Annotated in this window: 23 protein-coding genes, 5 tRNA genes and 1 pseudogene; 17 read left to right on the top strand and 12 right to left on the bottom strand. The window is 64.3% G+C overall.

Annotated features, from left to right (window positions below; genetic code table 11):
* Positions 1 to 121: 121 nt before the first annotated feature.
* Positions 122 to 913 (bottom strand): crotonase/enoyl-CoA hydratase family protein, encoded by a 792-nt coding sequence (locus tag RS899_RS15890; RefSeq protein ID WP_315807541.1) that lies wholly within the window; start codon positions 911 to 913, stop codon positions 122 to 124.
* Positions 914 to 1,216: 303 nt separating this feature from the next.
* Here RS899_RS15890 and RS899_RS15885 point away from each other — a divergent pair.
* Positions 1,217 to 2,952, top strand: a pseudogene (locus tag RS899_RS15885) (DEAD/DEAH box helicase).
* Positions 2,953 to 3,111: 159 nt separating this feature from the next.
* Here RS899_RS15885 and RS899_RS15880 read toward each other — a convergent pair.
* The gene (locus RS899_RS15880; protein WP_315807540.1) at positions 3,112 to 3,882 is read right to left on the bottom strand and encodes a class III extradiol ring-cleavage dioxygenase; all 771 of its coding nucleotides are present in this window, start codon (positions 3,880 to 3,882) and stop codon (positions 3,112 to 3,114) included.
* A 274-nt stretch (positions 3,883 to 4,156) separates the two neighbouring features.
* Between RS899_RS15880 and RS899_RS15875 the strand changes: the two genes are divergently transcribed.
* Both RS899_RS15875 and RS899_RS15870 read left to right on the top strand, forming a co-directional pair.
* A complete protein-coding gene (locus tag RS899_RS15875) occupies positions 4,157 to 4,327 on the top strand; it encodes a hypothetical protein (protein WP_157837676.1) in 171 nt (56 codons plus the stop codon).
* 11 nt (positions 4,328 to 4,338) lie between these two features.
* Positions 4,339 to 4,995, top strand: coding sequence for a thiopurine S-methyltransferase (locus RS899_RS15870; RefSeq protein WP_243779428.1), 657 nt, complete (start codon positions 4,339 to 4,341; stop codon positions 4,993 to 4,995).
* Between the two features lie 56 nt (positions 4,996 to 5,051).
* On the opposite strand, the gene htpX is transcribed toward RS899_RS15870, so the two are convergent.
* From htpX to RS899_RS15855, 3 genes are all read right to left on the bottom strand, one after another.
* Positions 5,052 to 5,927: a protease HtpX gene (gene htpX, locus RS899_RS15865; protein WP_315807539.1), complete on the bottom strand. Its 876-nt coding sequence runs from the start codon at positions 5,925 to 5,927 to the stop codon at positions 5,052 to 5,054.
* A 170-nt stretch (positions 5,928 to 6,097) separates the two neighbouring features.
* Positions 6,098 to 6,538 carry a hypothetical protein gene (locus RS899_RS15860; RefSeq protein WP_169939594.1) on the bottom strand — a complete coding sequence of 147 codons (441 nt, stop codon included), beginning with the start codon at positions 6,536 to 6,538 and terminating at the stop codon, positions 6,098 to 6,100.
* Positions 6,539 to 6,556: 18 nt separating this feature from the next.
* Positions 6,557 to 7,768, bottom strand: a complete 1,212-nt coding sequence (locus RS899_RS15855) for a pyridoxal phosphate-dependent aminotransferase (RefSeq protein ID WP_024766955.1) — start codon at positions 7,766 to 7,768, stop codon at positions 6,557 to 6,559.
* A 291-nt stretch (positions 7,769 to 8,059) separates the two neighbouring features.
* Here RS899_RS15855 and msrB point away from each other — a divergent pair, with 291 nt between their 5' ends.
* The 3 genes from msrB (at position 8,060) to RS899_RS15840 (ending at position 9,632) form a co-directional block, all read left to right on the top strand.
* The gene (msrB, locus tag RS899_RS15850; RefSeq protein WP_315807538.1) at positions 8,060 to 8,455 is read left to right on the top strand and encodes a peptide-methionine (R)-S-oxide reductase MsrB; all 396 of its coding nucleotides are present in this window, start codon (positions 8,060 to 8,062) and stop codon (positions 8,453 to 8,455) included.
* 224 nt (positions 8,456 to 8,679) lie between these two features.
* Complete coding sequence (locus RS899_RS15845; RefSeq protein ID WP_017516977.1) at positions 8,680 to 9,162, top strand: glutathione peroxidase; 483 nt, start codon at positions 8,680 to 8,682, stop codon at positions 9,160 to 9,162.
* On the top strand, positions 9,162 to 9,632 hold the full coding sequence (locus RS899_RS15840; protein WP_037014219.1) for a MarR family winged helix-turn-helix transcriptional regulator: 471 nt from the start codon (positions 9,162 to 9,164) through the stop codon (positions 9,630 to 9,632). The genes RS899_RS15845 and RS899_RS15840 overlap by 1 nt, the downstream gene beginning before the upstream one ends.
* Position 9,633: 1 nt before the next feature.
* Here RS899_RS15840 and RS899_RS15835 read toward each other — a convergent pair whose 3' ends face one another.
* Positions 9,634 to 12,000, bottom strand: a complete 2,367-nt coding sequence (locus RS899_RS15835) for an ATP-binding protein (RefSeq protein WP_409978019.1) — start codon at positions 11,998 to 12,000, stop codon at positions 9,634 to 9,636.
* Between the two features lie 93 nt (positions 12,001 to 12,093).
* Between RS899_RS15835 and RS899_RS15830 the strand changes: the two genes are divergently transcribed.
* The gene (locus RS899_RS15830) at positions 12,094 to 12,990 is read left to right on the top strand and encodes an ATP-binding protein (RefSeq protein WP_315807536.1); all 897 of its coding nucleotides are present in this window, start codon (positions 12,094 to 12,096) and stop codon (positions 12,988 to 12,990) included.
* Positions 12,987 to 13,469 (top strand): GAF domain-containing protein, encoded by a 483-nt coding sequence (locus tag RS899_RS15825; RefSeq protein ID WP_315807535.1) that lies wholly within the window; start codon positions 12,987 to 12,989, stop codon positions 13,467 to 13,469. Before RS899_RS15830 ends, RS899_RS15825 begins: the two co-directional genes overlap by 4 nt.
* Positions 13,470 to 13,525: 56 nt before the next feature.
* On the opposite strand, the gene RS899_RS15820 is transcribed toward RS899_RS15825, so the two are convergent.
* Entirely contained in the window at positions 13,526 to 14,188 is a 663-nt protein-coding gene (locus tag RS899_RS15820; protein ID WP_054911012.1) for a glutathione S-transferase family protein, read from the bottom strand.
* A 39-nt stretch (positions 14,189 to 14,227) separates the two neighbouring features.
* A complete protein-coding gene (locus tag RS899_RS15815) occupies positions 14,228 to 14,998 on the bottom strand; it encodes a hypothetical protein (protein ID WP_315807534.1) in 771 nt (256 codons plus the stop codon).
* Positions 14,999 to 15,213: 215 nt separating this feature from the next.
* Here RS899_RS15815 and RS899_RS15810 point away from each other — a divergent pair.
* The 7 genes from RS899_RS15810 to RS899_RS15780 all read left to right on the top strand — a co-directional run bounded on the left by RS899_RS15810 (position 15,214) and on the right by RS899_RS15780 (position 17,975).
* Positions 15,214 to 15,289 (top strand) — tRNA-Glu (locus RS899_RS15810).
* Positions 15,290 to 15,291: 2 nt separating this feature from the next.
* Positions 15,292 to 15,367: transfer RNA gene (locus RS899_RS15805), tRNA-Gly, on the top strand.
* Between the two features lie 85 nt (positions 15,368 to 15,452).
* Positions 15,453 to 15,528 (top strand) — tRNA-Gly (locus RS899_RS15800).
* Between the two features lie 74 nt (positions 15,529 to 15,602).
* A tRNA-Gly gene (locus RS899_RS15795) sits at positions 15,603 to 15,678 on the top strand.
* Positions 15,679 to 15,752: 74 nt separating this feature from the next.
* A tRNA-Gly gene (locus RS899_RS15790) sits at positions 15,753 to 15,828 on the top strand.
* A 355-nt stretch (positions 15,829 to 16,183) separates the two neighbouring features.
* Positions 16,184 to 16,879, top strand: a complete 696-nt coding sequence (locus tag RS899_RS15785) for an HAD-IB family phosphatase (RefSeq protein WP_315807533.1) — start codon at positions 16,184 to 16,186, stop codon at positions 16,877 to 16,879.
* Between the two features lie 55 nt (positions 16,880 to 16,934).
* Complete coding sequence (locus tag RS899_RS15780) at positions 16,935 to 17,975, top strand: TerC/Alx family metal homeostasis membrane protein (protein WP_054911014.1); 1,041 nt, start codon at positions 16,935 to 16,937, stop codon at positions 17,973 to 17,975.
* A gap of 55 nt (positions 17,976 to 18,030) precedes the next feature.
* Here RS899_RS15780 and RS899_RS15775 read toward each other — a convergent pair whose 3' ends face one another.
* From RS899_RS15775 to RS899_RS15760, 4 genes are all read right to left on the bottom strand, one after another.
* On the bottom strand, positions 18,031 to 18,552 hold the full coding sequence (locus tag RS899_RS15775) for a DUF3592 domain-containing protein (protein ID WP_315807532.1): 522 nt from the start codon (positions 18,550 to 18,552) through the stop codon (positions 18,031 to 18,033).
* Positions 18,553 to 18,695: 143 nt separating this feature from the next.
* Positions 18,696 to 19,106 carry a PA2817 family protein gene (locus RS899_RS15770; protein ID WP_315807531.1) on the bottom strand — a complete coding sequence of 137 codons (411 nt, stop codon included), beginning with the start codon at positions 19,104 to 19,106 and terminating at the stop codon, positions 18,696 to 18,698.
* A 74-nt stretch (positions 19,107 to 19,180) separates the two neighbouring features.
* Positions 19,181 to 19,597, bottom strand: a complete 417-nt coding sequence (locus tag RS899_RS15765) for a PA2816 family glutamine-rich protein (RefSeq protein WP_315807530.1) — start codon at positions 19,595 to 19,597, stop codon at positions 19,181 to 19,183.
* Between the two features lie 118 nt (positions 19,598 to 19,715).
* A complete protein-coding gene (locus tag RS899_RS15760) occupies positions 19,716 to 22,208 on the bottom strand; it encodes an acyl-CoA dehydrogenase (RefSeq protein ID WP_315807529.1) in 2,493 nt (830 codons plus the stop codon).
* Positions 22,209 to 22,441: 233 nt separating this feature from the next.
* Between RS899_RS15760 and RS899_RS15755 the strand changes: the two genes are divergently transcribed.
* Together RS899_RS15755 and RS899_RS15750 are read left to right on the top strand one after the other, a co-directional pair.
* Positions 22,442 to 23,131, top strand: coding sequence for a transglutaminase-like domain-containing protein (locus RS899_RS15755; protein WP_054911018.1), 690 nt, complete (start codon positions 22,442 to 22,444; stop codon positions 23,129 to 23,131).
* 116 nt (positions 23,132 to 23,247) lie between these two features.
* On the top strand, positions 23,248 to 23,865 hold the full coding sequence (locus tag RS899_RS15750) for a glutathione S-transferase family protein (RefSeq protein WP_054911019.1): 618 nt from the start codon (positions 23,248 to 23,250) through the stop codon (positions 23,863 to 23,865).
* Positions 23,866 to 23,953 lie beyond the last annotated feature (88 nt).

The following is a 23,953-nucleotide window of genomic DNA, read 5'->3' as shown; positions in this document are numbered from 1 at the left end:
CTTTTAACTATCTGATTTCAAAGTGAAAACTAAAGGATTAGGACCGCCCGTCAGGGGATTTTAATACCTTGGATATAGCGCTTTTCGCACGATGGTTCCGTTTTGCTTTTTCCGCGAGCGTTCATTTGCCCAGAAATCGACCCTCGCGGCGCTCCAGCATGGCATTCAAACCCTCTTTCGCGTCCTCGGTGGAGAGCAGTTCGCTGGCCATGGCCGGCAGCAGTCTTGCAGCTGCCTCCTCACCTTCGTCGAGGCTTCTCCGAGCCGAGGCCAGGGTGGCGCGGATGCCCAGCGGTGCCTGGGCGGCAACGCGCTGGGCCAGCCAGAGGGCGCGGGGCATCAGCTCTTCCGGCGCGGTGACCTCCTGCACCAGGCCTATGCGATAGGCCTCGTGCGCATCGAAGGGGTCGCCGGTCAGCAGCCAGCGCATCGCGTTGCCCCAGCCGGCCACCTGGTGCATGCGTAAAGTGGCCCCGCCGAAGGGAAAAATGCCGCGCTGCACTTCGAGTTGGGCGAAGCGCGCGTTGCTGGCGCAGAGGTTGATGTCGGCGGCGAGCATCAATTCGATGCCCAGGGTGAAGCAGTAGCCCTGCGCGGCGACCAGCAAAGGCTTGGTCAGGCGCCGCCCGCCGAAGGTGCCCCAGGGGGCGGCCGAGCCCTCGGGCATGCTCCAGCCGGTGCGGAAGGTCTCGCCGATGCTGGCCAGGTCCAGGCCGGCGGTGAAGTGGTCGCCGTGGGCGAACACCAGTGCGCAGCGCAGATCGTCGTCGTGCTCGTACTCGCCGAAGGCCAGTACCAGTTGGGTCAGCATCTCCAGGTCGAAGGCGTTGCGCTTCTCGACCCGGTTCAGGCCCAGCAGCAGGACGTGCTCATGGCGTTCGACAGTGATGCGCGGTTCGCTGCTGGCGGTCATTGGCGGGCTCCGGTCGGGTGGCTTGCACGGTATAGCCGGCAGGGACGGGGTTGTCCACGGGACGACCGTTCGCCGGTCGTGTTCCGAAAAGAAACACATCGGTCAGGATTTTCCGGTATGATACGCGCCGGCCAAACGCTGGCCTCGTTTCGGATCCCGCATTTTTCCGCAGCTTTCACGCTCGGGCTGTGCGTCCGCTGTGCGGACTTCCTTGACGCATTCTTCCAATCTTCATTTCGCAAATCCCCGCTTCCAGCTGCCTGGGTGACTTTATCGTCGTACAGGGCATGCGCAGCTCGGCTATTGGGTCTTTGCGGATGTACTTAGAGGCAAAACCCATGACCCAGGAAACCGCCGGCTTCGCCGCGCTCGGTCTTCACCCCAATGTTCTCGCTGCCATTGCCGCTGTCGGTTATGAAGAGCCGTCGCCGATCCAGGCCCAGTCGATCCCGGTGATCCTCGAAGGCCACGACATGATCGGCCAGGCCCAGACCGGTACCGGCAAGACTGCCGCGTTCGCGCTGCCGTTGCTTTCGCAGATCGAACCCAGCCGCCGTGTCCCGCAGGTGCTGGTGCTGGTTCCGACTCGTGAACTGGCCCTGCAGGTTGCCACCGCTTTCGAGACCTACTCCAAGCAGATGCCGGGCGTCGGCGTCATTGCCGTCTACGGTGGTGCCCCCATGGGCCCGCAGCTCAAGGCCCTGCGCCAGGGCGCCCAGGTCGTGGTCGCCACCCCGGGCCGCCTGTGCGACCACCTGCGCCGCGACGAAAATCTGCTGTCCACCGTCAAGAGCCTGGTCCTCGACGAAGCGGACGAAATGCTCAAGCTCGGCTTCATGGATGACCTCGAAGTGATCTTCGAAGCCATGCCGTCCAGCCGTCAGAGCGTGCTGTTCTCCGCGACCCTGCCGGCTTCGATCCGCAGCATCGCCGAACGCCACCTGAAAGAACCCAAGCACGTCCGCATCGCCGCCAAGACCCAGACCGTCGCCCGCATCGAGCAGGTGCACCTGATGGTCCACGCCGACCAGAAGCCGGCGTCGATCCTGCGTCTGCTGGAAGTCGAACAGTTCGACGCCCTGATCGGCTTCGTCCGCACCAAGCAGGCCACCCTGGATATCGCCGAGCTGCTCGAGCGCCAGGGCTACCGTGCCGCCGCGCTGAACGGCGATATGCCGCAGGCGCAGCGTGAGCGCGTGATCGAGTCCCTGAAGGATGGCTCGCTGGACATCGTCATCGCCACCGACGTTGCTGCTCGCGGCCTGGACGTGGCGCGCATCACCCACGTACTGAACGTGGACATGCCCTACGATCCGGAATCCTATGTGCACCGTATCGGCCGTACCGGCCGTGCCGGCCGCGAAGGTCGCGCCCTGCTGCTGGTGACCCCGCGCGAACGCCGCATGCTGCAGGTGATCGAGCGTGTGACCGGGCAGAAGGTCGGCGAAGTTCGCCTGCCGGACGCCGAGACCGTGCTGGAAGCCCGCCTGAATCGCCTGGCCACCGGCCTGCAACCGCTGCTGGCCAACGCTGTGGCCAACCGTGGCGCCGTGCGTGACGAGCTGTGCCGTCGCCTGGGTACCGACATGGACACCTTGGCCGCCGTGCTGTTGGCCAAGCTCACCGAAGGCAAGGCGCTGGACCTGGAATCGGTCCGCCGCGAACAGCCGCTGACCCCGGCCGCCCCGCGCGAGCGCAGCGGTGACCGTTACGAGCGCAGCGAACGTGGCGATCGCCCCGAGCGCGGCGACCGTCCGGAGCGCAGCGGCGCGCCCCGCACCATGGCTCCGCCGTCGGAAGGCAAGGCCCGCTGCCGTACCGCCCTGGGCGCCCGTGATGGCGTGCAGGCGAAGAACCTGCTGGGCGCCATCCTCAACGAGGGCGGCCTGTCCCGCGAGGCCATCGGCCGTATCCAGATCCGCGAGACCTTCAGCCTGATCGAGCTGCCGGAAGAGAACCTCGAGCGTCTGCTGACCAAGCTCAAGGACACCCGCGTTGCCGGCAAGGCCCTGCGCCTGCGCCGTTACCGCGAAGACTGATTCGTCAGTCTCTCGTGAATGAAAAAGCCCCGCCTTGGCGGGGCTTTTTCGTTTCCGGCATCGGCCGATGCCTAACCTGTAGGAGCGAGCTTGCTCGCGAACCGCCCAACTCCGACGCTGTAGCGAGAAGTTTGCGAGCTTGCTCCTGCAAAAGAGCAATCAGTCGAAGCGGTAGATATCCATCCCCAGCGCGCCAAGCGTGAATCCGGCGTGCTCCACCGTCATCGCCGAACCGCCGGCGCCACGGGCGAAGTACAGCGGCAGCAGGTGCTCGTCGCGTGGGTGGTTGCGTACCGCGTAGGGAGCCTGCCGGCGATAGTCGAACAAGGCGGCTTCGTCGTCGGCTTCCAGCCGCGCCACCATCCAGTCGCGGAACGCCTTGGCCCAGGGGGTGATCACCTCGGGGCCTGCGTGCCAGTCCAGTTCGCCCAGGTTGTGGGTGATGCTGCCTGAGCCGATCAGCAGGATGCCTTCATCGCGCAGTTTGCGCAGGGCAGCGCCGACCCGGTGCTGCATGGGGGCGCCGAGGCGGCTGGGCAGGGACAATTGCACGACGGGGATATCGGCTTCCGGGTACATCAGGCTCAGCGGCACCCAGGCGCCGTGGTCCAGCGGGCGTTCGGGGTCGAGGGTGGCAGGCAGGCCAGCCTCGGCCAGCAGCTCAGCGACCCGCCGCGCCAGCTCCGGCGAGCCGGCGGCCGAGTACTGCACGGCGTAGAGCTCGGGCGGAAAGCCGTAGAAGTCGTGCCAGGTGTCCGGCATGGGCGAAGCGGTGATGCGCAGGTCGGGCGTTTCCCAGTGAGCGGAAACCACCAGGATGGCCTTGGGACGCGGCAATTCGCGAGCCAGACGTTTCAGGGGGGCATCGCTGGCGCCGGGGTCCAGAGCCAGCATGGGGGAGCCGTGGGAGATGAAGAGGGCAGGGAGCATGGCGAACCTCGCTACTTGAATGCCTCTATGTTCACGCGCTCAAAGATCGAAATCCAGTATAGGTTTTTGAATTTAATGATCGACAAAATCGATGTTTCACTCGGTGTCTCCCGCTGGATGCCTCGCTGCAAAAGTGCCAACTGGGTTGCAGAGTGGCGGAGCCAGCCGCCATAAGACGCTTTGAGGGGATGTCAGTCGGACTATGCGTTAGAGTTTGCGGAAATTTCCGAAACAGATGGCGAATTCAGCTATGCAGCAAGGCGAACAAGTCCTGATGCTCGAGATCGGCGACTGCCTCCGTCTGGAGGACGGCACCGAAATCTGCGTGCAGCGGGTCCGCGGTGATCAGGTGCGGCTGAAGATCCTCGAGGCCGGAGAAAGTCAGCGCGAGCGGCGCGGCGCCTGGTGGCGCTGGCTGTTGCCCCGCGCTTTGCGCAGTGTTTGAGCAGGTGATCTATGCAGCATGAGTTCTGGCAGTCGCGCTGGGCGCGCAATGAAATCGGTTTCCATCAGCAGTCGGTGAACCCTGGCCTGCAGCGCAACTGGCCGGGCCTGGGGTTGCCCGAGGAGTCGCAGGTGCTGGTGCCTCTGTGCGGCAAAAGCCTGGACATGCTCTGGCTGGCCCAATGGGGATATCGCGTACTGGGAGTCGAACTGGCCGAGCGCGCCGCCGTCGACTTCTTCACCGAGCTGGGTGTCACTCCGCAGGTCACCGAGGATGGCGCGCTGCGCCGCTACAGCTTCGAGCGCCTGGAGATTCTCCAGGGCGATTTCTTCGATGTCACTGCTGAACAGGTGGCGGGGTGCAGCGCGCTGTACGACCGCGCGGCGCTGATCGCCTTGCCGCCGGACCTGCGTGCCGACTATGCGGCCCATCTGCAGCGCATCCTGCCGTCTCGCTCGCGCGGGCTGCTGGTGACCCTGGAATACCCGCAGGCCGAGATGGATGGCCCGCCGTTCGCCGTGCTGGCGCCGGAAGTGCACGAGCTCTTCGCCGAGGACTGGGAGGTGACGGAGGTGGAGCGCCTCGATGTGCTGGCGGAGAACCCGAAGTTTCTCAAGCGTGGCGTCGGTCATCTGGACGAAGTGGTGTTCACGCTCCGCCGGGGCTGAATCGCAGGTATGAAAAAGGGCGACCCGAGGGTCGCCCTTTTTTGTCGCGTCGAAGCTTAGCGGCCGGCGGCGCGCAGGGCTTCGATACGGTCTTCCAGCGGCGGGTGGCTCATGAACAGGCCGGCGAGGCCATGCTTGAGGTTGCCGTTGATACCGAAGGCCTGCAGCGAGTCGGGCATCTGCACCGGCACACCCTGTTCGGCGCGCAGGCGTTGCAGGGCGGCGATCATTGCAGCGGTGCTGGCGAGGCGGGCGCCGGCTTCGTCGGCGCGGTATTCGCGTTTGCGCGAGAACCACATGACGATGATGCTGGCGAGGATGCCCAGGACCAGCTCGGCGAAGATGGTCGCGACGAAGTAGCCGATGCCCGGGCCGTCTTCGTTCTTCAGGATCACCTTGTCGACGAAGTTGCCGAAGATGCGCGCGAAGAACATCACGAAGGTGTTCACCACACCCTGGATCAGCGCCAGGGTGACCATGTCGCCGTTGGCCACGTGGCCGATCTCGTGGGCGAGTACGGCTTTCACTTCCTCAGGCGAGAAGCGCTCCAGCAGGCCCTGGCTGACCGCGACCAGCGCGTCATTGCGGTTCCAGCCGGTGGCGAAGGCGTTGGCCTCGTAGGCGGGGAAGATACCCACTTCCGGCATCTTGATGCCGGCTTCGCGGGACAGCTCTTCCACGGTCTGCAGCAGCCACTGCTCGTGGCGGGTGCGCGGTTGGCTGATGATCTCGGTGCCGGTGCTCATCTTCGCCATCCACTTGGAGATGAACAGCGAAACCAGGGAGCCGGCGAAGCCGAAGACGGCACAGAAAATCAGAAGGCTACCGTAATTCTGGCCGGTGAATCGGTCCACGCCGAGCAATTTCAGGGTGATGCTGGCGATCACCAGAACTGCCAGGTTGGTGGCCAGGAACAACAGGATGCGCATCATGGCGTAAAGCTTCTCCTCACGGTGACGGGGCGAAAGCCGCCTTGGAATGCGGCTTTCCGGATCGCCGGGCGCAACGCGCTCGGGATCGCTGAATAGTATGCGGGGTATATACGGATGGCCCCCAGGCGATTCAACTCGGGGACTATTTCAACTTGTGTCGCCTGCCCGGACTACGGGCGCCCCAGGTCGCTCTCGAAGAGTAGACGGGTCAGCCGGGCGATGCGTTCCCCGTGCCGGCTGGCCAGTGCTTCACGCAGCTGGTTGGCCAGCGTAGCCTGGTCGCGGCGCACGCTGGGCGGCAGTTCCTGGTCGTCGCGCACGGCATGGGGGACGAGGCGGGTCAGGCGCAGGAAGGCTTTTTCGCTGAGCACCGCCTGGTCCAATGCTTCGTAACGAATGGTTGCCTCGAAGCGCAGGTAGCCTTCTTCGGCCAACCACAGCAGCGCGCCCAGGCAGCTCTGGTGGCGGGTGCTGGGCAGGCCGAATTCGTCGGGCTCTTCCCGGCCGATCAGGTCCTCGACGTAGAGGGCGATCTTGCGCGGGAAGGCCTGGTAGAGCGTCAGCAGGCCGCCGGCTGCGTCCTTGTAGAAGTCGTCGATCTGCAGATCCATCAGTTCACTGGCGATGATTTATTGGCGATAGCTTTTCAGGAAGTTGCCGATACGTCCGATGGCCTGTTCCAGGTCATCGAGTCGAGGCAGGGTAACGACCCTGAAGTGATCCGGCCAGGGCCAATTGAAGGCGGTGCCCTGAACGATGAGCAACTTCTCGGAAAGCAGCAGATCGAGGACGAACTTCTCGTCGTTGTGGATCGGGCAGACCTTCGGGTCGATGCGCGGGAACGCGTAGAGCGCGCCCATGGGCTTCACGCAGCTGACACCGGGAATGTCGTTGAGCAGTTCCCAGGCGCGGTTGCGCTGTTCCAGCAGGCGGCCGCCCGGCAGGACCAGGTCATTGATGCTCTGGTAGCCGCCCAGCGCCGTCTGGATCGCGTGCTGGCTCGGCACGTTGGCGCACAGGCGCATGTTGGCGAGGATGTCCAGGCCCTCGATATAGCTCTGTGCCTTGTGCTTGGGGCCGGAGATGGCGATCCAGCCGGAGCGGAAGCCGGCCACGCGGTAGGACTTGGACAGGCCGTTGAAGGTCAGGCAGAGCACGTCCGGCGCCAGCGACGCGGTGGAGATGTGCTGGGCCTCGTCGTAGAGGATCTTGTCGTAGATCTCGTCGGAGAAGATCACCAGGTTGTGCTGGCGCGCCAGCTCGACGATGTCCAGCAGCACTTCCTTCGAGTAGACCGCGCCGGTGGGGTTGTTCGGGTTGATCAGCACTAGGGCCTTGGTGTTGCTGGTGATCTTCGCCTTCATGTCGGCGACGTCGGGGAACCAGCCGGCCTGCTCGTCGCAGAGATAGTGCACCGGCTTGCCGCCGGAGAGGGCGACCGAGGCGGTCCATAGCGGGTAGTCGGGCGCCGGAATCAGCACCTCGTCACCGTTGTTGAGCAGCGCCTGCAGGGCCATGACGATCAGTTCGGACACGCCGTTGCCCAGGTAGATGTCCTCGATGCCGACGCCTTCCACCTGCTTCTGCTGGTAGTACTGCATTACTGCCTTGCGCGCGCTGAACAGGCCCTTGGAGTCGCTGTAGCCCTGGGCGGTGGGCAGGTTGCGGATGACGTCCTGGAGGATTTCATCCGGTGCCTCGAAACCGAACGGCGCCGGGTTGCCGATGTTCAGCTTGAGGATGCGGTGGCCTTCCTCTTCCAGGCGTTTGGCGTGCTTGAGCACGGGCCCGCGAATGTCGTAGCAGACGTTGGCGAGCTTGTTCGATTTGGTGACCTGCATGATCTGGGATTCCGAAATAGTCCGCGGCCGGCGACTTGGCAGGCTGTAACGCGGGTGACAGACTGGCGTCAAATGATGGGTTCGGAAGTGCTTTTCCCTGGTATCGACCCTGAAAATCGACAGGAAAACAGTGGATTTCTCGAAAAAGTAGAGTTTTTAAGGCTTTTCTATCGCGAGAATGTCTCTGTGCGGCAGATTCTGAACCTGACGTTAACCACGCGCATCATACGTGCGGCCCGATTCCCGGAAAAGGAGGCATCGGGCATTTTTTCCATTAATGGAGGCAGATCGATGGAAAAGCTGGAAAAGCCCCTGGATTCCTGGCGTGACGAACTCACCGACGAGCAGTTCCATGTCTGCCGTCTGGGCGGCACCGAGCGCGCCTTCACCGGCGAATACCACGACACCAAGACGCCCGGCATTTACCACTGCGTGTGCTGCGGTACTGCGCTGTTCGATTCCGACGCCAAGTACGATTCCGGCAGCGGCTGGCCGAGCTACTTCCAGCCGGTCAACGGCGAGGTGGTGAAGGAGTTGGAAGACTTCAGCCATGGCATGCACCGCATCGAAGTACGCTGCGGCAAGTGCGATGCGCACCTGGGCCACGTCTTCCCCGACGGCCCGCGGCCGACCGGGCTGCGCTACTGCATCAATTCGGCATCGTTGAGACTGGTGCCTAAAGAGTGACCTCAAGGCCCGCCACCGAGCGGGCTTTTTTTTGCTTCTTTGTAGGAGCGGCTTGCTCGCGAACCCGCCCAGTTCGGTTGCCGCCGGACATTCGTTCGCGAGCAAGCTCGCTCCTACAGGGTGATGGTGGGGCATTCAGTGGACGGTTAGTGATCAATTAAATTGCATGCAATTTAATTGATCACTATTCTTGAATTTCCCACTTTCCCCCGGAGCCATGTCCGATGAGCGATGCACTGCTGAACATTCCCGTGACCACCATCAAGGGCGAACAGAAGACCCTCGCCGATTTCGGCGGCAAGGCGTTGCTGGTGGTGAATACCGCCAGCCAGTGCGGCTTCACTCCGCAGTACAAGGGGCTGGAGAAGCTCTGGCGGCAGTACAAGGACAAGGGCCTGGTGGTACTCGGTTTCCCCTGCAATCAGTTCGGCAAGCAGGAGCCCGGTAACGAAGGGGAAATCACCCAGTTCTGCGAGTTGAATTTCGGCGTGAGCTTCCCGCTGTTCAAGAAGATCGACGTCAACGGCGCCGAGGCCCACCCGCTTTATGTGCAACTGAAGAAGCGCGCGCCGGGCCTGTTGGGCAGCCAGGGCATCAAGTGGAACTTCACCAAGTTCCTCATCGGCCAGGATGGCAAGGTGATCAAGCGCTTTGCCCCGACCACCAAGCCCGAGCAACTCTCCGCCGAGATCGAAGCGCTGCTGTGATGAAAGACGCGGTATCGCTGCCCGCAGAGCTGCAGTTGGACAACCAGCTGTGCTTCCGCCTGTACGCCGTGTCCCGCGCGGTGATCCGTGGCTACCGGCCGATGCTCGAAGCGCTCGGCCTGACCTACCCGCAGTACCTGGCCATGCTGGTGCTCTGGGAGTGGCAGGCCGAGCCGCCGGAACAGCCTTCGGTGAAGGCCCTGGGCGAGCGGCTGATGCTTGACTCCGGCACCCTCACGCCGTTGCTCAAGCGCCTGGAGCAACTGGGCCTGGTGCAGCGCCGTCGCGCGCAGCATGACGAGCGTGAGGTGCACCTGGGCCTGACGGCGGAGGGGGCTGCGTTGCGCGAGAAGGTGCTGCCGCTGCGTGAGGAACTGCTGTGCCGCAGCGGGATCGACCTGAGCGTCACCGATGGCCTGCGCGAGCAGTTGGACGGCCTGCTGCGGCAATTGACCCAGCTGGACGCCTGAGTCAGCCGCGCGACCCGGGGCCGGCCCAGCGTTCGAGAATGGCTGCCAGCTCGTCGCGGTGGAAAGGCTTGGCGAGGTAATCGTCCATGCCGGCGGCGCGACAGCGTTCGCGCTCGTCCGGCAGGGCATTGGCGGTCAGGGCGATCACCGGCAGGCCCGGCCAGCGGCCGCTCTCGCGGATCTCGCGGGTGGCCTGGTAGCCGTCCATCACCGGCATGTTGCAGTCCATCAGCACCAGGTCGAATTCGGCGCTGGCGAGCTGCTGCAACGCCTCCTCGCCATTGTTGGCGATGCCCACCTGGCACCCCAGTTTCTGCAACAGGCCACGCGCGACCAGTTGGTTGACCGGGTTGTCCTCCACCAGCAGCACGCGGGCGGAGAATTGCTCCGGTGCCACAGTGCCTGGCGTTTTTGCCGTGGGCAGTGGCTGGTGCTCGAAAGCCTGTTTCAGTGCCTGGTAGAGCACGGCGCGCGACAGCGGGCGCGCCAGCTGCCGCAAGGGCGTCAGGCGTTGGGCCATCTCGGGCTCGAGGAAGTTACCGTAGGCCGTCACCAGCAACACCGGCTTGGTGACGTTCTGGCGCAGGCCGATCAGGCAGTCCGGGCAATCCGAGAGCAGCGCGTCCAGCTCCACTCCGGCCAGGCTGGCGTCGATGTCCAGGCGTTGGTAGTCCACACCCCATGCCGGCAGCCAGCTCTGCAGCAGCGCGGCCAGCCCGCTGCTGGCGGCACACTGCACGATCAGCTTTCCGTTCAGCTGCGCCAGCGGTTGTGCGGGTTCCAGTGTCGTCAGGGGCAGGGTGACGGCGAACTCGCTGCCCAGGCCCGGTTCGGAGGTGACGCTCAGCTCGCCTTGCATGGCCTCACAGAGCTTGCGCGTCAGCGCCAGGCCCAGCCCGGTGCCGCCGTACTGGCGGGCGATGCCGGCGTCGGCCTGGGTGAAGGGCTGGAAGATTTTCTGCAGGGCCTCGGGCGCCACGCCGATGCCGGTGTCGCGGACGCTGACGCGCACGCCATGGTCCAGAGGATCGACGCGGACATCCACACGGCCGAAACGGGTGAACTTGAGGGCATTGGACAGCAGGTTGCTGATCACCTGGCGCACCCGGGTCGGGTCGCCGGAAAGCAGGGCCGGTAGCTGCGGGCTGATCAGGCAGGTGAGTTCCACGGCGGGGCCGGCGTTCTGCGATAGCAGGCTGGCGGTGTCTTCCACGAGGGTGCCGAGGTCGAAGGGGATCTGCTCCAGCTCCAGTTGGCCGGCCTCGAACTTGGAAAGGTCGAGTACGTCGTTGAGCAGGTCTACCAGCACCTTGCCCGAATCATGGGCGATGGACAGCTGCTGGCGCTGCTCGGCGGTGAGCGGGCCGTCCAGCGCCAGGCCGAGCATGCCCAGCAGGCCGTTGAGCGGCGTGCGGATCTCGTGGCTCATGTTGGCCAGGAAGCTGCCACGTGCCTGGGCCATGGCCAGGGCGTTCTGCCGGGCCTGCTCCAGCTCCTGGTTGGACAGGGTCAGGCGCGCGTTGGCTGCCTTCAATTCGGCGGTGCGCGCGGCGACGATGCTTTCCAGTTCTTCCAGGTACTGGGTCAGGCGGTCCTCCGCCTCGCGGCGCTGTTCCATCTCCACCGAGATGCGGTTGAGCTGGCGATTGGTGACTTCCACCAGCACGCCGATCTCGTCGCGCTCATGGCCGCGCGGGCAGGGCAGTCGCAGGCGGGAGGGCGAACGCGGGTCGTGGCGGGACAGGGCTTCGATCAGGCTCACCAGGGGCTTGGTCAGCAGCGCGTAGAAGAGCACCAGCAGGATCAGAGAGAGCATCAGGCTGCGGATGAAGCCGGAAATGAAGGTCATCCCGGCGCGGCGCAGGAAGTCGTTGCCGAAGACGAAGGTGTCGATCTCCAGGCGCAGCACGCCGAGCGATTCTGCCGGGGCATGCTCGACGAACAGCGGTTCCTCGTAGCTGCGCTGCTGGCCGAAGAGGAAATCGCTCAGGCCTCGCAGGTGACTTTCCGCCGGTGGTCGGTCGGCGCTGGCCAGGGGCACGCCGGCGTTATCGATGATCTCGGCGCGGATCACCGCGGGCGAGCGCAGCAGGCCCACGACCAATTCCTGGGCCAGTTCGGCGTCGATGTTGTAGGCGATGCGGGCGGCGGGGTTGTGGCTGACGTCCAGCAGGGCGCGCACTTCGCGGTTGATGGAGGCGTCCTGGCTGGCATAATCGACGCCTACCTGGATGAGGCTCAGCAGGGTGCCCAGAATGAACGCCACCAGCACCGTCAGGCTGGCCTGCTTGAACGAGAGGCGATGTGTGAGCGCAATATCCATGGTTGCGGAGTGTCGCCTCGCAGAAGCTTTCCTGCGGCGTAGCATAGCCCATCGGAACCGTCTGTCGGGATAGCCCGAAGGCGAAGAAATTCCCGGTTCTTAACCCGAAGAGCCGCGTCGAAGAATATGGAGACCCGCGTGGATTCCCGTCTGAACGATTTTCTCGCCCGCGCCGAAGCGCTGATGGCGCGCCTGGAGCCATTGCTGCCCGCCGTCCGCGAAACGCTGGACTGGCAGCACAGCCTGGCGGCGCGCTGGCATCGCGACGGCCGCAGCGGCTACCTGCAACCGCTCAAGGTCAGCCTCGATCTGCGCCTGGACGACCTGCTGGGCGTCGACCGGCAGCGCGAGCAGCTCGCGCGCAACACCCGGCAGTTCGTCGCCGGCCAACCGGCCAACCATGCGCTGCTGTGGGGCGCCCGAGGCACCGGCAAGTCCTCGCTGGTCCGCGCGCTGCTGGCGGAGCTGGCTGGCGAAGGGCTGCGCCTGATCGAGATCGAACGCGACCACCTGGCCGACCTGCCGCGCGTGGTCGAGCAGATCCAGGGGCTGCCGCAGCGCTTCGTGCTGTTCTGCGACGACCTGTCGTTCGACGCCGGCGAAGGCGACTTCCGCGTCCTCAAAAGCGTACTCGACGGCTCGCTGGAGCAGGCGCCGGACAACGTGCTGCTTTACGCCACGTCCAACCGTCGCCATCTGGTCTCGGAGAAACAGAGCGACAACGAGAACTGGAAGATGGTCGATGGCGAGTTGCACCCCAACGAAGCCGTCGAAGACAAGATCGCCCTGTCCGACCGTTTCGGCCTGTGGTTGTCCTTCTATCCCTTCACCCAGGAGCACTTCCTCAGCGTGGTGCGCCACTGGGTCGAGGTGCTCGCGCAGAAGTCCGGTCTCGCTGCCCGGACCTGGGACGAGGCGCTGGAGAAGGAAGCCATCCGCTGGGCGCTCGGGCGCGGCAACCGTAATGGCCGCTGTGCCTATCAATTCGCTCGCTACTGGGTGGGCAGACAATTGCTGGAAGGAGAGACCCCATGATCGATCTGCAACAGGCCGGTGCCGGCCTTGGCGGCTACGCGCTGCTCGCCGCCCAGGCGGAGTCGCTGTTCGCCGACGAGCGCGATTTCATCGCCAACGCCTCGCAGTTTTCTGCGTTCCTGTTCAACGAGTTGGCGGACCTGAACTGGGCCGGCTTCTACCTGAACCGTAACGAGGGACTGGTGCTTGGCCCGTTCCAGGGCAAGGTCGCCTGCGTGCGCATTCCCTTCAGCAAGGGCGTGTGCGGCGCCGCGGCGCGTACCCAGGAAACCCAGCGAGTCGAAGATGTGCGCGCATTCCCCGGCCACATCGCCTGTGACAGCGCCTCCAACAGTGAGCTGGTCGTGCCGCTGGTGAAGGACGGTCGCCTGATTGGCGTGCTGGACCTGGACAGCCCGAAAGTTGGCCGATTCAGTGAGGAAGACCAGGCGGGTATCGAACGCCTGGTGGAGATTTTCCTGCGCCTCTCCGACTGCTGATCCGCGCCCATGAAAAAGCCCCGCCTAGGCGGGGCTTTTTCGTTCATGCAGGAAGATCAGCGCTTGGCCATGATCTTGGCGATGATCTGCAACTCGCCCTGGACGATCTCGGCCAGGGCAGGGCGGGCCAGGGTGCGCTCGAAATGCGCGGCCAGCTTCGGCCAGCGCTGGGCGTCCAGTTCTTCCTCGCCGTGACGCAGGTTTACCAGCTGGCAGGCGATGGCAATGTCGGCGAGGCTGAAGCGGTCGTCGACGAACCATTGCTGCTGGCCCAGGCACTTCTCCAGGTAGTCGAAGTGTTCGGGGAGCTTCTCCTGCATGGCGCCTTTGACCGCCACTTCATCGCAGACCTTGCCCATCAGCGGTTTGAGCAGGCGGTTGCGGAACACGGTGAAAGTGGTCAGCGGCGCCAGCTCGTAGTCGGCGTACTTCTCCAGCCAGTTGATCCGCGCGCGGGACTCGGCGCCTGCGCCGCACAGCGGGTCGCGTTGCGGGTCACGGTCTTCCAGGTAATGGCAGATGACGCTGGAGTCGGCGAGGGTGAAATCACCGTCGCGGATCGCCGGTACGCGGCGCAGCGGGTTGAGTTCGCGGTACCAGTCCGGCTGGTTGAACGGGTTGACGTTCTCCAGTTGGTAGTCGAAGCCTTTCTCGGCCGCGAACAGGCGGACTTTGCGAACGAAGGGGGACAGCGGGGCGCCGAAGACGACGAGGCTCATGCAAGGCTCCTGGGGCGAAGGTGGCCGGGGTGATGTCGATCAGTCGTAAAGGTTCTTCTTCTTCCAGATATCGTCTTCATCCAGCGCCTTGAGGCCGTCGCCCAGTTCGCTCTGCTCATCCACGGCGGGCTGGGAGGTTTCCAGTACCAGGGCGTTGGCGTGGGCCAGTTGGGCTTCCATCTGCTTGAGCTGCGCCTGGTAGCGGCCGATTTCCGGTTGCTTCTGCAGGTACTGTGCGCCGCGCTCGAAGGCCAGGCGCGCCTGCCGGGGCTGGCCCTGCTGGAGTGCCTGCTGGCCGAGATTGCCGAAGAACTCTATATGGAGGAGGGTGAGCAGGTGGCGGATTTCCTTGACCCACTTCTGTGCTTCCACCCGAGGCAGCATGTTGTCCTGGGCGCAGCGGGTCAGTTGGGCATGCAGCGCTTCGAAGAGGAAGCGCACGTCCTTGGCCTTGGCCTCGGTGAGGATCGGTTGTGGCGCATTCTTGACCGGAATGGACTCGCCCTTGGTCACCAGGCCGCGCAGCTCTTCTATTCGCTGCCGGAGTGCCGCGTTCTGCTTGTCGACGGCCAGCAGGCGTTCGCTGAGGCTCAGTTCGAAGCTGCTGAGCAGCAGCTTCAGTGCCGGCGACATGAACTGGCCGGGCAGGGACTCGGAAACATCGGCGCAGCGCCGGCAGCGGTCGGCCAGGTCGGCCTTCAGGCGTGCCTGCTCCAGCTTGCGGTTTTCCACCAGATGGTTGATGTAGCCGATGGCGACCAGCAGGGCGATACCGACGAGAACCAGGACCGTAATGACGATTGGCGACACCGTGGAGTGCTCCGGATGTTTTCCGCGAGTGTAATGTCTTAGTGATACTGCTGATAGCCGCAGCTCGGTTTTTACCCAGAAGTCTTTGATTTAAAAATAATTTCTTTGAAGGGTTGACGACCCTTCAAAGCCTCCCTAGAATGCGCGCCACTTCGACGCGAAACGCTGAATAAGCCGGAGCGACGAAGTCGGAAAGATGTTAAGTTCCGGGCCGCGTCCCCTTCGTCTAGTGGCCTAGGACACCGCCCTTTCACGGCGGTAACAGGGGTTCGAGTCCCCTAGGGGACGCCATTGCGGGAATAGCTCAGTTGGTAGAGCACGACCTTGCCAAGGTCGGGGTCGCGAGTTCGAGTCTCGTTTCCCGCTCCAGATTCTCGATCATTGCCTCGGGCAGTGACCGAAAGATGAAATGGCGTTACCCTTCGGCGAAAGCTGAAGGTTGCAACAAGTTGATGCGGGAATAGCTCAGTTGGTAGAGCACGACCTTGCCAAGGTCGGGGTCGCGAGTTCGAGTCTCGTTTCCCGCTCCAAAATCGAAACGCCGCCTTTCAAGGCGGCGTTTTCGTTAACCTGCGGCGCAAGCTGAAGGTTACTGCAAGTTGATGCGGGAATAGCTCAGTTGGTAGAGCACGACCTTGCCAAGGTCGGGGTCGCGAGTTCGAGTCTCGTTTCCCGCTCCAAAATCGAAACGCCGCCTTTCAAGGCGGCGTTTTCGTTAACCTGCGGCGCAAGCTGAAGGTTACTGCAAGTTGATGCGGGAATAGCTCAGTTGGTAGAGCACGACCTTGCCAAGGTCGGGGTCGCGAGTTCGAGTCTCGTTTCCCGCTCCAGAATCGAAACGCCGCCCTTAAGGGCGGCGTTTTCGTTTGCGCGATGAAAATCTCTCCGCCGCCGCACGCCATCCCTGTACGGGCCGAATTCTGGCTGCCAGCCCGTGTCCCACGCTGCTGCGTTCATTGCTCTGCCGAGACCCACGGCTTTCTCGCTGTCTGCCGGCAAATCCGCCCGTGTGCCTGTATTGAGGAAAATTCCGACGTAGCCCTGGGGGGATTCTCGTTTGTCGCCTCAGGCAGGTACCCGAGAATGCCTGCGCTCGATCGGTTTGCGATGGAGCAGGCTCGTTCGTGCCGCCTGTCGGTGGCGAGGACGGAGATTGCAGGACGTTGAGGTGAGGTGCATGCGCGGATGTCGGAGTCAGTGGATCGCCCCGAGTCTGGCCGCCATGAGCATCAGTCGAGCGCGGGCAGAGGCGGTGTCCTGTCGGTATTCGATTTCGACGGCACCTTGACCCGCCATGACAGCTTCCTGCCGTTCCTCTGGTACGCGTTCGGCACGCTTGGATTCACCCGACGCCTGCCCGCCATGGTGCTGCCGAGCCTGGCTTTCCTCTTGGGCCGGATCAGCCGTGATGACCTCAAGGCGCGCCTCCTCGCGGTTTTTCTCGGAGGTATCGATGCGCAGTGGCTTGCGGACCGTGCGCAAGCCTACTGCCGATTCATCTGGGGCTACCTGCTGCGTCCGGAAGGTTTGCGCGGCGTGGCCGCGGAACTGGCGTCCGGGGCTGAAGTGACTCTTTGCTCGGCGTCGCCTGAGCTGGTGCTGCGACCTTTCGCCGAGCGCCTGGGCGTAGGGCTGATCGGCACCGAGCTGGATGTGGTCGATGGCCGTATCACCGGCCGCATCGCCGGCGGCAATTGCCGCGCCGAAAACAAGGTGCTGCGCCTGCAGGCCAAGTACGGCCCCCTGACGGCTTATCGGCTGCGCGCCTGGGGCGACACCCAGGGCGACTACGCGCTGCTGCGCGCCGCACAGGACCCGCATTGGCGGGCCTTCCATCCTCGCTGGCGGCGAAAGATCGGCGCAGCCCGTCCCGCCACCTGATCCGAACGGTGGCCGGATCGATCCGGCCGACATTTCATTATCGAGAGTCGCAATCGTGGAACAGACACATATTGGTTTCCCCCCGTTGACCGTGGCGGTCTTTGTCGGGCTTGCCCTGGCGGCCCTTCTGCTGGACATGGTGAACCACCGCGACAACAAACCCATCTCCCTGGCTGGGGCGGCGGGCTGGTCAATCTTCTGGGTTGCCATTTCCCTGAGCTTCGCCGGGTTCCTTTACGTCCAGCATGGTTCCCAGGTGGCCAGTCTGTTCCTTACCGGCTATGCGCTGGAAAAGGTGCTGAGCGTCGACAATCTGTTCGTCTTCATCGCCATCTTCGCCTGGTTCAAGGTGCCGGATGGCCTGCGCCACCGCGTTCTGTACTGGGGCATCATCGGCGCCATCGTGTTCCGAGCCATCTTCGTGGCCATCGGTACGGGGTTGTTGGCGTTTGGCCCGTGGGTGGAGATCGTCTTCGCCGCGATCGTCGCCTGGACCGGCGTGATGATGCTCAGGGGTGGCGGCGACGATGACGGCGAGGAGGACTATTCCCGGCACCTGGCCTATCGCTTCGCCAGCAAGCTGTTCCCGGTCTGGCCGAAGCTGCTGGGCGGGCGTTTCTTCGTGGCGCGCAAGCAGCTCGAGGTGGAAGTGTGCAAGCCGGAGCACAAGGGCCTCAGCCTGGCCGCCAAGGGCGCGCTGTTTGCCACGCCACTGTTCCTCTGCCTGGTGGTGGTCGAGGTGTCGGACGTGCTGTTCGCCTTCGACTCGGTCCCGGCAGTGATCGCAGTGAGCCGCGAGCCGCTGATCGTCTACTCGGCCATGCTGTTCGCCATCCTCGGGCTGCGGACGCTGTATTTCGTGCTTGAAGCGCTCAAGCGCTACCTGGTGCACCTGGAGAAGTCGGTGGTGGTGCTGCTGTTCTTCATTGCCGCCAAGTTGGGCCTGAATGCCACGGATGCCCTGTTCCATCACGGCTACAGCATCGATGCCAACACCAGTCTGGTGGTCGTGCTGGCAGTCCTGGCGCTGGGGAGTGTGGCGAGCCTGCTGTTCCCGCAGAAGGAGGAGGTCGAGGGGGAAGCTTCCGAACGCTGATCCTGCCCGGCATGAAAAAAAGCCCGCGAATGCGGGCTTTTCTCGTTGTGCCGGCTCAGGCTGCTGCTGGCTCCTCGCGGGGGACGAACAGGCGGCGGGTGGCCAGCAGGTGGATGATGAAGCCGATCAGCGCGGCCCCCAGCAGGCCCACGCCCAGGCGGGTGAACATGCTGCCGGTGTCGGAGAGGTCCTGTAGGCGGTCCAGGCGGTCGAAGTGCGCCGGGTCGGCGTTGGAGTAGGCGATCTGCAGCACGGTACCTTCGGGGTACTTGTCGGCGTTGCTACCGGCCACGTCGAAGCGGCCGATATAGGGCTGGCCCTTCACTTCGAACTGGTAGGTGAAGTGGTACATCTCCTTGGTGCGCCCGCGACGGCCGCGCTCCTCGGTGACTTCGTCCAGCGCCAGCGGCGCGCTGACCACGGAATGGTCGGCGAGGATGCGTTTTGCGCGCAGGTGGTCGCCGATGGTGGTAAGGCACATCACCACGACGAAGCCGATGGAGAAAAGGGTGCAGATGATGCTGGAGACGCGGCGGACCTTGTCGTGGGCCCCTTGCGAGATCTTGAAGCTGAGCATGACGTTCCCTGCCTTTGTTTGAATAAGTAACAAAAGGCTACGGGCGGGGCACCCCGGGTGTCCTTGTCAGTTTGTCAACCGCACGCGTTGGGCGCTGGACAGAACGTCCGTGGCGCGGCGGCAGTCGCCGCGCCAGGCGGGGATCAGTGCTTGGGCGAGTCGTCCGGCAGGGCAAGAACCTGCTTCTCGCGGTTCCAGTCGAAGGGTTCGCCGTTTTCTTCTGCTTCGAAGCGGCGCTCGTCGAGCTGCTGGTACATCTGCAGTTCTTCGTCGGGCATGAAGTGCAGGCAGTCTCCGCCGAAGAACCACAGCAGGTCGCGCGGTACCAGGTGGGCGATCTGCGGGTAGCGGTGGAAGACCTGGCTGATCAGGTCCTGGCCCAGGTATTGGGCGCCTTCGGGGTCGCGCGGCAATTCCTGCATCAGTTCGTCGAAACGTTCCAGGAACAGGCCGTGGTTGTCCTCGGGAACCTGCTCGGCTTCGCCCAGCGCGCCGAGGATCATGCGCAGGTGGTTGAGCAGGGCAATGTGGTGGTCGAGATAGGCGCTGGCCATGGGAGTTCCTCTGGAGCTGTATTCAAACGGCTGCGGAGTATATCGGGTTTCGCCCCTGCTGCCGCCGGGGATGATCAGCGGATCGGGCGCATCTGGATCTGCCGGCGCTGGTTGTCGATCTGCTGGCGTTGCTGGTCGAGGATGCGTTGCTGCTGTTGCAGTTGGTCCTGCTGCAGCTCGCTCTTCTGCCGCTGGATCATCTGGTCGCTCTGCCGCCGTTGCTCGTCCCAGCGGCGCTGGCTGTCCTGTTGGCGCTTGAGGTTGTCCTGCTGCATCTGCAGGCGCTGGTCCTCGTAGTTCAGGCGCTGGCGGTCCAGTTCGTTCTGTCTTAATTGGGATTGTCGGCGCAGGCTGTCCTGCTGTTGCTGGATGGGGTCGATCACCGGACTGGGCGTGGGTGCCGGGCGCGGGCGGCTGGGATAGAGCCAGGGATCGGCCTGGGCGGCGCCGACGATGAAGATCGCCAGCAGCGGAAGAAGGAGTCGGCGCATGGGAGGTTTCTCCATGACGGGGGTTGCTCCAGTGTGCACCTGATCATCGCGCTCGGCATTGCTTTGCGTCGGACAAGAAAAGGGCGCCCGAGGGCGCCCAATGCGTGAAGCCTGTGGATCAGTCTGTGGTGGTGGTCGGTTTGCTCGTCGGCTTCTCCTTGTTCGATTTCTCGCTGGCGGATGTCTTTCCGGCCAGTTCTTCCTTGGAGAAATCGTCCACATCGATCACCGCGCGGCGGGCGCGCTCGGCGGCATGCAGGGTTTCAGCCTCGGTCGCCTCCAGCACGCCAGCCTCGCGGGCGGCGTCGATGGGTGATTGGCCTGGCTTGGGATCAACGCCGTGTTCCTTGAGGGCCTTGTGCAGTTTCTTCTGCAGCGGTGCGGCGGCGGCGAGCTGGTCGTAGGCGGTGGTGAGCTTGGCGACCGGATCGTCCTCCCCGCTGGGCAGGTAGGCGCCGGCAAGAATCGCCTGCAGCGCCGGGTCGCTCAGCGGGCGGCCGAGGATATCGGCGATCTCGGCATCCAGCGCATCGCCAGGGCCACGGTGGCGGCGGCCCAGCGGCAGCACGAGCACCCGCAGCAGGCAGGCGAAGGCACGGTTGGGGAAGTTGTCGATCAGGTCGGCCAACGCCGCTTCGGCCTTCTCCAGGTTTTCCTCCATGGCCCAGCGCAGCAGCGGGTGGAGGTAATCCGGGTTATCCAGGTCGTGGTAGCGCTTGAGTGCGGCGGAGCCCAGGTACAGGTGGCTCAGCGCATCGCCCAGGCGCGCCGACAGGCGCTCGCGGCGCTTCAGTTCACCGCCGAGCATCATCATGCTGAAGTCGGCAAGCAGGGCAAAGGAGGCGGCGAGACGGTTGAGCGCGCGATAGTACGGGCGGCTGACGCGGTCGCCCGGCACCTGGTCGAAGCTGCCGAAGCCCAGGCCCAGCAGCAGGCTGCTGGCGGCGTTGCTGACGGCGAACCCGATGTGGTCGAGCAGCAGTTCGTCGAACTCGCGCTCGGCCTGGTCCTGGTCTTCGCGGCGGGCCAGTTCCATTTCCTTCAGGACGTAGGGATGGCAGCGGATGGCGCCCTGGCCGAAGATCATCAGGTTGCGCGAGAGGATGTTGGCGCCCTCGACCGTGATGAAGATCGGTGCGGCCTGCCAGGAGCGGCCCAGGTAGTTGTTCGGGCCGAGGATGATGCCCTTGCCGCCGTGGATGTCCATGGCGTGGGCGATGCACTCGCGGCCGCGTTCGGTCAGGTGGTACTTGAGGATGGCCGAGAGCACCGAGGGCTTCTCGCCCAGGTCCACGGCGTTGGCGGTGAGGATGCGCGCGCTGTCCATCAGCCAGGCGTTGCCGCCAATTCGCGCGAGCGCTTCCTGGATGCCCTCGAAGGCCGACAGCGGCACGTTGAACTGCTCGCGCACCTGCGCATAGCGACCGCTGACGTAGCTGCCGGCCTTGGCGGCGCTGGTGCCCACCGCCGGCAGGGAAATCGAGCGGCCCACGGACAGGCAGTTCATCAGCATCATCCAGCCTTTGCCGATCATTTCCTGGCCGCCGATGATGTAGTCCAGCGGCACGAATACATCCTTGCCGGAGTTGGGGCCGTTCATGAAGGCGGCGCCCAGCGGCACGTGGCGGCGGCCGATCTGCACGCCGTCGGTGTCGGTGGGGATCAGCGCCAGGGTGATGCCGAGGTCTTCTTCGTCGCCCAGCAGGTGGTCCGGGTCATGGCACTTGAAGGCCAGGCCGAGGAGGGTGGCGACGGGGCCGAGGGTGATGTAGCGCTTTTCCCAGGTCAGGCGCAGGCCGAGGACTTCCTGGCCTTCCCACTGGCCCTTGCAGACTACGCCGACGTCAGTCATGCCGCCGGCATCGGAGCCGGCCTGCGGGCTGGTGAGGGCGAAGCAGGGGATTTCTGCGCCAGTGGCCAGGCGCGGCAGGTAGCGCTGGCGTTGGGCGTCGGTGCCGTAGTGCAGCAGCAGCTCGGCCGGGCCGAGGGAGTTGGGCACCATCACGGTGGAGGCGAGGTCGCCGCTGCGGGTGGCGAGTTTCATCACCACCTGGGAGTGGGCGAAGGCGGAGAAGCCCTTGCCGCCGTATTCCCTGGGAATGATCAGGCCGAAGAAGCCCTGGTCCTTGATGAAGGCCCAGGCCTCGGGCGGCAGGTCCATGTCCTTGCCGACCTGGTAGTCGTTGATCATCGCGCAGAGCTGTTCGGTGGGGCCGTCGACGAAGGCCTGCTCCTCCTCGGTGAGCTGCGCGCGGGGGTAGGCGAGCAGGGTATGCCAGTCCGGGCGTCCGCTGAACAGCTGGCCGTCCCACCAGACCGTGCCGGCCTCGATGGCCTCGCGTTCGGTCTCGGACATCGGCGGCAGGGTCTTCTTGAACCAGGCGAACAGCCGCGAGGTGAACAGACTGCGGCGCAGATCGGTGGCGAGAATCGTCACCGCGACCACGGCCCAGATCAGCCAGAACAGCACCATCCAGCCGTGGGCGTGGCTGAACAGGCTCATCAGCACGAGGTACACGGCGACGATGCCGAGGGCCTTGAGCGGCGCAGCGCGGCGGTGCGCAAGCCAGGCGATGCCGAGAATCAGGACGAGTAACCAGAGCAACAGCATGCGGATTCCTCCATGACAGCCCGCAAGGGCGACAGCGGTCGCAGCGGGCTTGGTGACGAACAGTGCGCAAGCACCTGACGGGCTCCCGTCAGAATGCACCGGAAGCTTAGCTGGCCGAGCGAAGGCCGATGGCCGCATGGCCGGACAGCTTGGCCGGATCGCCTTGTCGGGGAGCCGATCCGGCTGGTTAGACTGGTGGCGCCATCAAGGACGACCAGCCCGGAGACAGAGCCATGCAGCAGTACCTCAAGCCCAGCCGCTTCGTTGATAGTGACCACCCCGGGGTAATCGAGTTCGCTCTAAATCATCGGGGCGACGGCGGTACGCCGCTGGAGCAGGCGGTGGCGCTCTATTACGCGGTGCGCGACGGGATTCGCTACAACCCCTACGTGTTCAGCCGCGACCCGCAGACCCTCAAGGGCAGCCACGCCCTGGAAAGCGGGCAGTCCTACTGCGTGCCCAAGGCCACGCTGCTGGCCGCTTGCGCCCGGCACTGCGGGATTCCCGCGCGCATTGGCCTGGCTGATGTGAAGAACCACCTGGCCACGCCGCGCCTGCTGGAGTTGCTGCGCAGCGAGGTATTCGCCATGCACGGCTACACCGAGCTGTTCCTTGAAGGCCGCTGGGTGAAGGCCACGCCGGCCTTCGATATCGGCCTGTGCGAGGCCTTTGGTGTGCTGCCGTTGGAGTTCGACGGGCGCACCGACAGCGTCTTCCATCCGTTCAACCGCGACGGCGAGCGGCACATGGAATACCTGCGCGACCACGGCCAGTTCCCCGATGTGCCGGAGGAGTTCTTCTTCGGCTATCTCAAGCAGTGTTACCCGCACCTGTTCACCGGTGAGGACGCCCCGCTGGACGGCGACATGCGCAGCGAAGCGGCCAGGCATGAACACAATCGCCCGCATGAAAACAATCGATAGTCACCATCAGTACATGCGACTTTTTTCCTCGCCGCGAAGCCGGTAGGGTGCCGTCATCCGAAGTCACGCCTTCAGACCGTGCCTTCATCCGATGACGACAACAAGAGAGGCGCAGCATGCTCAAGATCTGGGGCCGGAAGAACTCCTCCAACGTGCGCAAGGCGCTCTGGTGTGCGGAGGAGGCGGGCCTTGCCTATGAGCGGATCGACGCCGGCGGAGCGTTCGGCGTGGTCAACGATGCGCCTTACCGCGCGCTGAACCCCAATGGCGTGGTGCCGACTCTGGATGACGATGGTTTCATCCTCTGGGAGTCCAATACCATCGTCCGCTACCTCGCCGCACGCTACGCACCTGGCCTGTATCCGCAGGACCTGCAAGCTCGCGCCAGTGCCGAGAAATGGATGGACTGGACGACTTCGTCCCTCGCCGGCCCGTTCCGCACCGTGTTCTGGGGTACCCTGCGCACCCCGCCGGAGCAGCGCGACGCCGCCGCCATCCAGGCCGCCATCGATACCTGCGTGCGCCTGCTGGAAATCCCCGAGGCTACGCTGGCCAGGCAGCCGTATCTGTCTGGCGAACAATTGGGCATTGGTGACATTCCGCTGGGCAGCTTCATCTATGCTTGGTTCGAAATGCCCATCGAGCGCCCGGCACAGCCGCATCTCAAGGCCTGGTACGAACGCCTGAAGGCGCGCCCGGCCTACCGTGACGCAGTGATGACCGACCTGACCTGATGCCCGCCTGCGCGCCGAGAAGGTTGCAATCGGTGCGGCGGACCAGTATCAAGCAGGCCTTTTTTGCAAAGACCTGCGACCTTCCAAA

This window comes from Pseudomonas sp. C9-3 (genome assembly GCF_032392015.1).
Taxonomy (GTDB): Bacteria; Pseudomonadota; Gammaproteobacteria; order Pseudomonadales; family Pseudomonadaceae; genus Pseudomonas; species Pseudomonas nitroreducens.
This window is presented reverse-complemented; position numbering and strand designations above follow the sequence as displayed.

Excerpts from the sequence above, each read along its gene's own strand:
- RS899_RS15890 (WP_315807541.1), bottom strand. The coding sequence starts at position 913 with ATGACCGCCAGCAGCGAACCGCGCATCACTGTCGAACGCCATGAGCAC.
- RS899_RS15880 (WP_315807540.1), bottom strand. The coding sequence starts at position 3,882 with ATGCTCCCTGCCCTCTTCATCTCCCACGGCTCCCCCATGCTGGCTCTG.
- RS899_RS15875 (WP_157837676.1), top strand. The coding sequence starts at position 4,157 with ATGCTCGAGATCGGCGACTGCCTCCGTCTGGAGGACGGCACCGAAATC.
- RS899_RS15870 (WP_243779428.1), top strand. The coding sequence starts at position 4,339 with ATGCAGCATGAGTTCTGGCAGTCGCGCTGGGCGCGCAATGAAATCGGT.
- htpX (WP_315807539.1), bottom strand. The coding sequence starts at position 5,927 with ATGATGCGCATCCTGTTGTTCCTGGCCACCAACCTGGCAGTTCTGGTG.
- RS899_RS15860 (WP_169939594.1), bottom strand. The coding sequence starts at position 6,538 with ATGGATCTGCAGATCGACGACTTCTACAAGGACGCAGCCGGCGGCCTG.
- RS899_RS15855 (WP_024766955.1), bottom strand. The coding sequence starts at position 7,768 with ATGCAGGTCACCAAATCGAACAAGCTCGCCAACGTCTGCTACGACATT.
- msrB (WP_315807538.1), top strand. The coding sequence starts at position 8,060 with ATGGAAAAGCTGGAAAAGCCCCTGGATTCCTGGCGTGACGAACTCACC.
- RS899_RS15845 (WP_017516977.1), top strand. The coding sequence starts at position 8,680 with ATGAGCGATGCACTGCTGAACATTCCCGTGACCACCATCAAGGGCGAA.
- RS899_RS15840 (WP_037014219.1), top strand. The coding sequence starts at position 9,162 with ATGAAAGACGCGGTATCGCTGCCCGCAGAGCTGCAGTTGGACAACCAG.
- RS899_RS15835 (WP_409978019.1), bottom strand. The coding sequence starts at position 12,000 with ATGCTACGCCGCAGGAAAGCTTCTGCGAGGCGACACTCCGCAACCATG.
- RS899_RS15825 (WP_315807535.1), top strand. The coding sequence starts at position 12,987 with ATGATCGATCTGCAACAGGCCGGTGCCGGCCTTGGCGGCTACGCGCTG.
- RS899_RS15820 (WP_054911012.1), bottom strand. The coding sequence starts at position 14,188 with ATGAGCCTCGTCGTCTTCGGCGCCCCGCTGTCCCCCTTCGTTCGCAAA.
- RS899_RS15785 (WP_315807533.1), top strand. The coding sequence starts at position 16,184 with ATGTCGGAGTCAGTGGATCGCCCCGAGTCTGGCCGCCATGAGCATCAG.
- RS899_RS15775 (WP_315807532.1), bottom strand. The coding sequence starts at position 18,552 with ATGCTCAGCTTCAAGATCTCGCAAGGGGCCCACGACAAGGTCCGCCGC.
- RS899_RS15770 (WP_315807531.1), bottom strand. The coding sequence starts at position 19,106 with ATGGCCAGCGCCTATCTCGACCACCACATTGCCCTGCTCAACCACCTG.
- RS899_RS15765 (WP_315807530.1), bottom strand. The coding sequence starts at position 19,597 with ATGCGCCGACTCCTTCTTCCGCTGCTGGCGATCTTCATCGTCGGCGCC.
- RS899_RS15760 (WP_315807529.1), bottom strand. The coding sequence starts at position 22,208 with ATGCTGTTGCTCTGGTTACTCGTCCTGATTCTCGGCATCGCCTGGCTT.
- RS899_RS15755 (WP_054911018.1), top strand. The coding sequence starts at position 22,442 with ATGCAGCAGTACCTCAAGCCCAGCCGCTTCGTTGATAGTGACCACCCC.
- RS899_RS15750 (WP_054911019.1), top strand. The coding sequence starts at position 23,248 with ATGCTCAAGATCTGGGGCCGGAAGAACTCCTCCAACGTGCGCAAGGCG.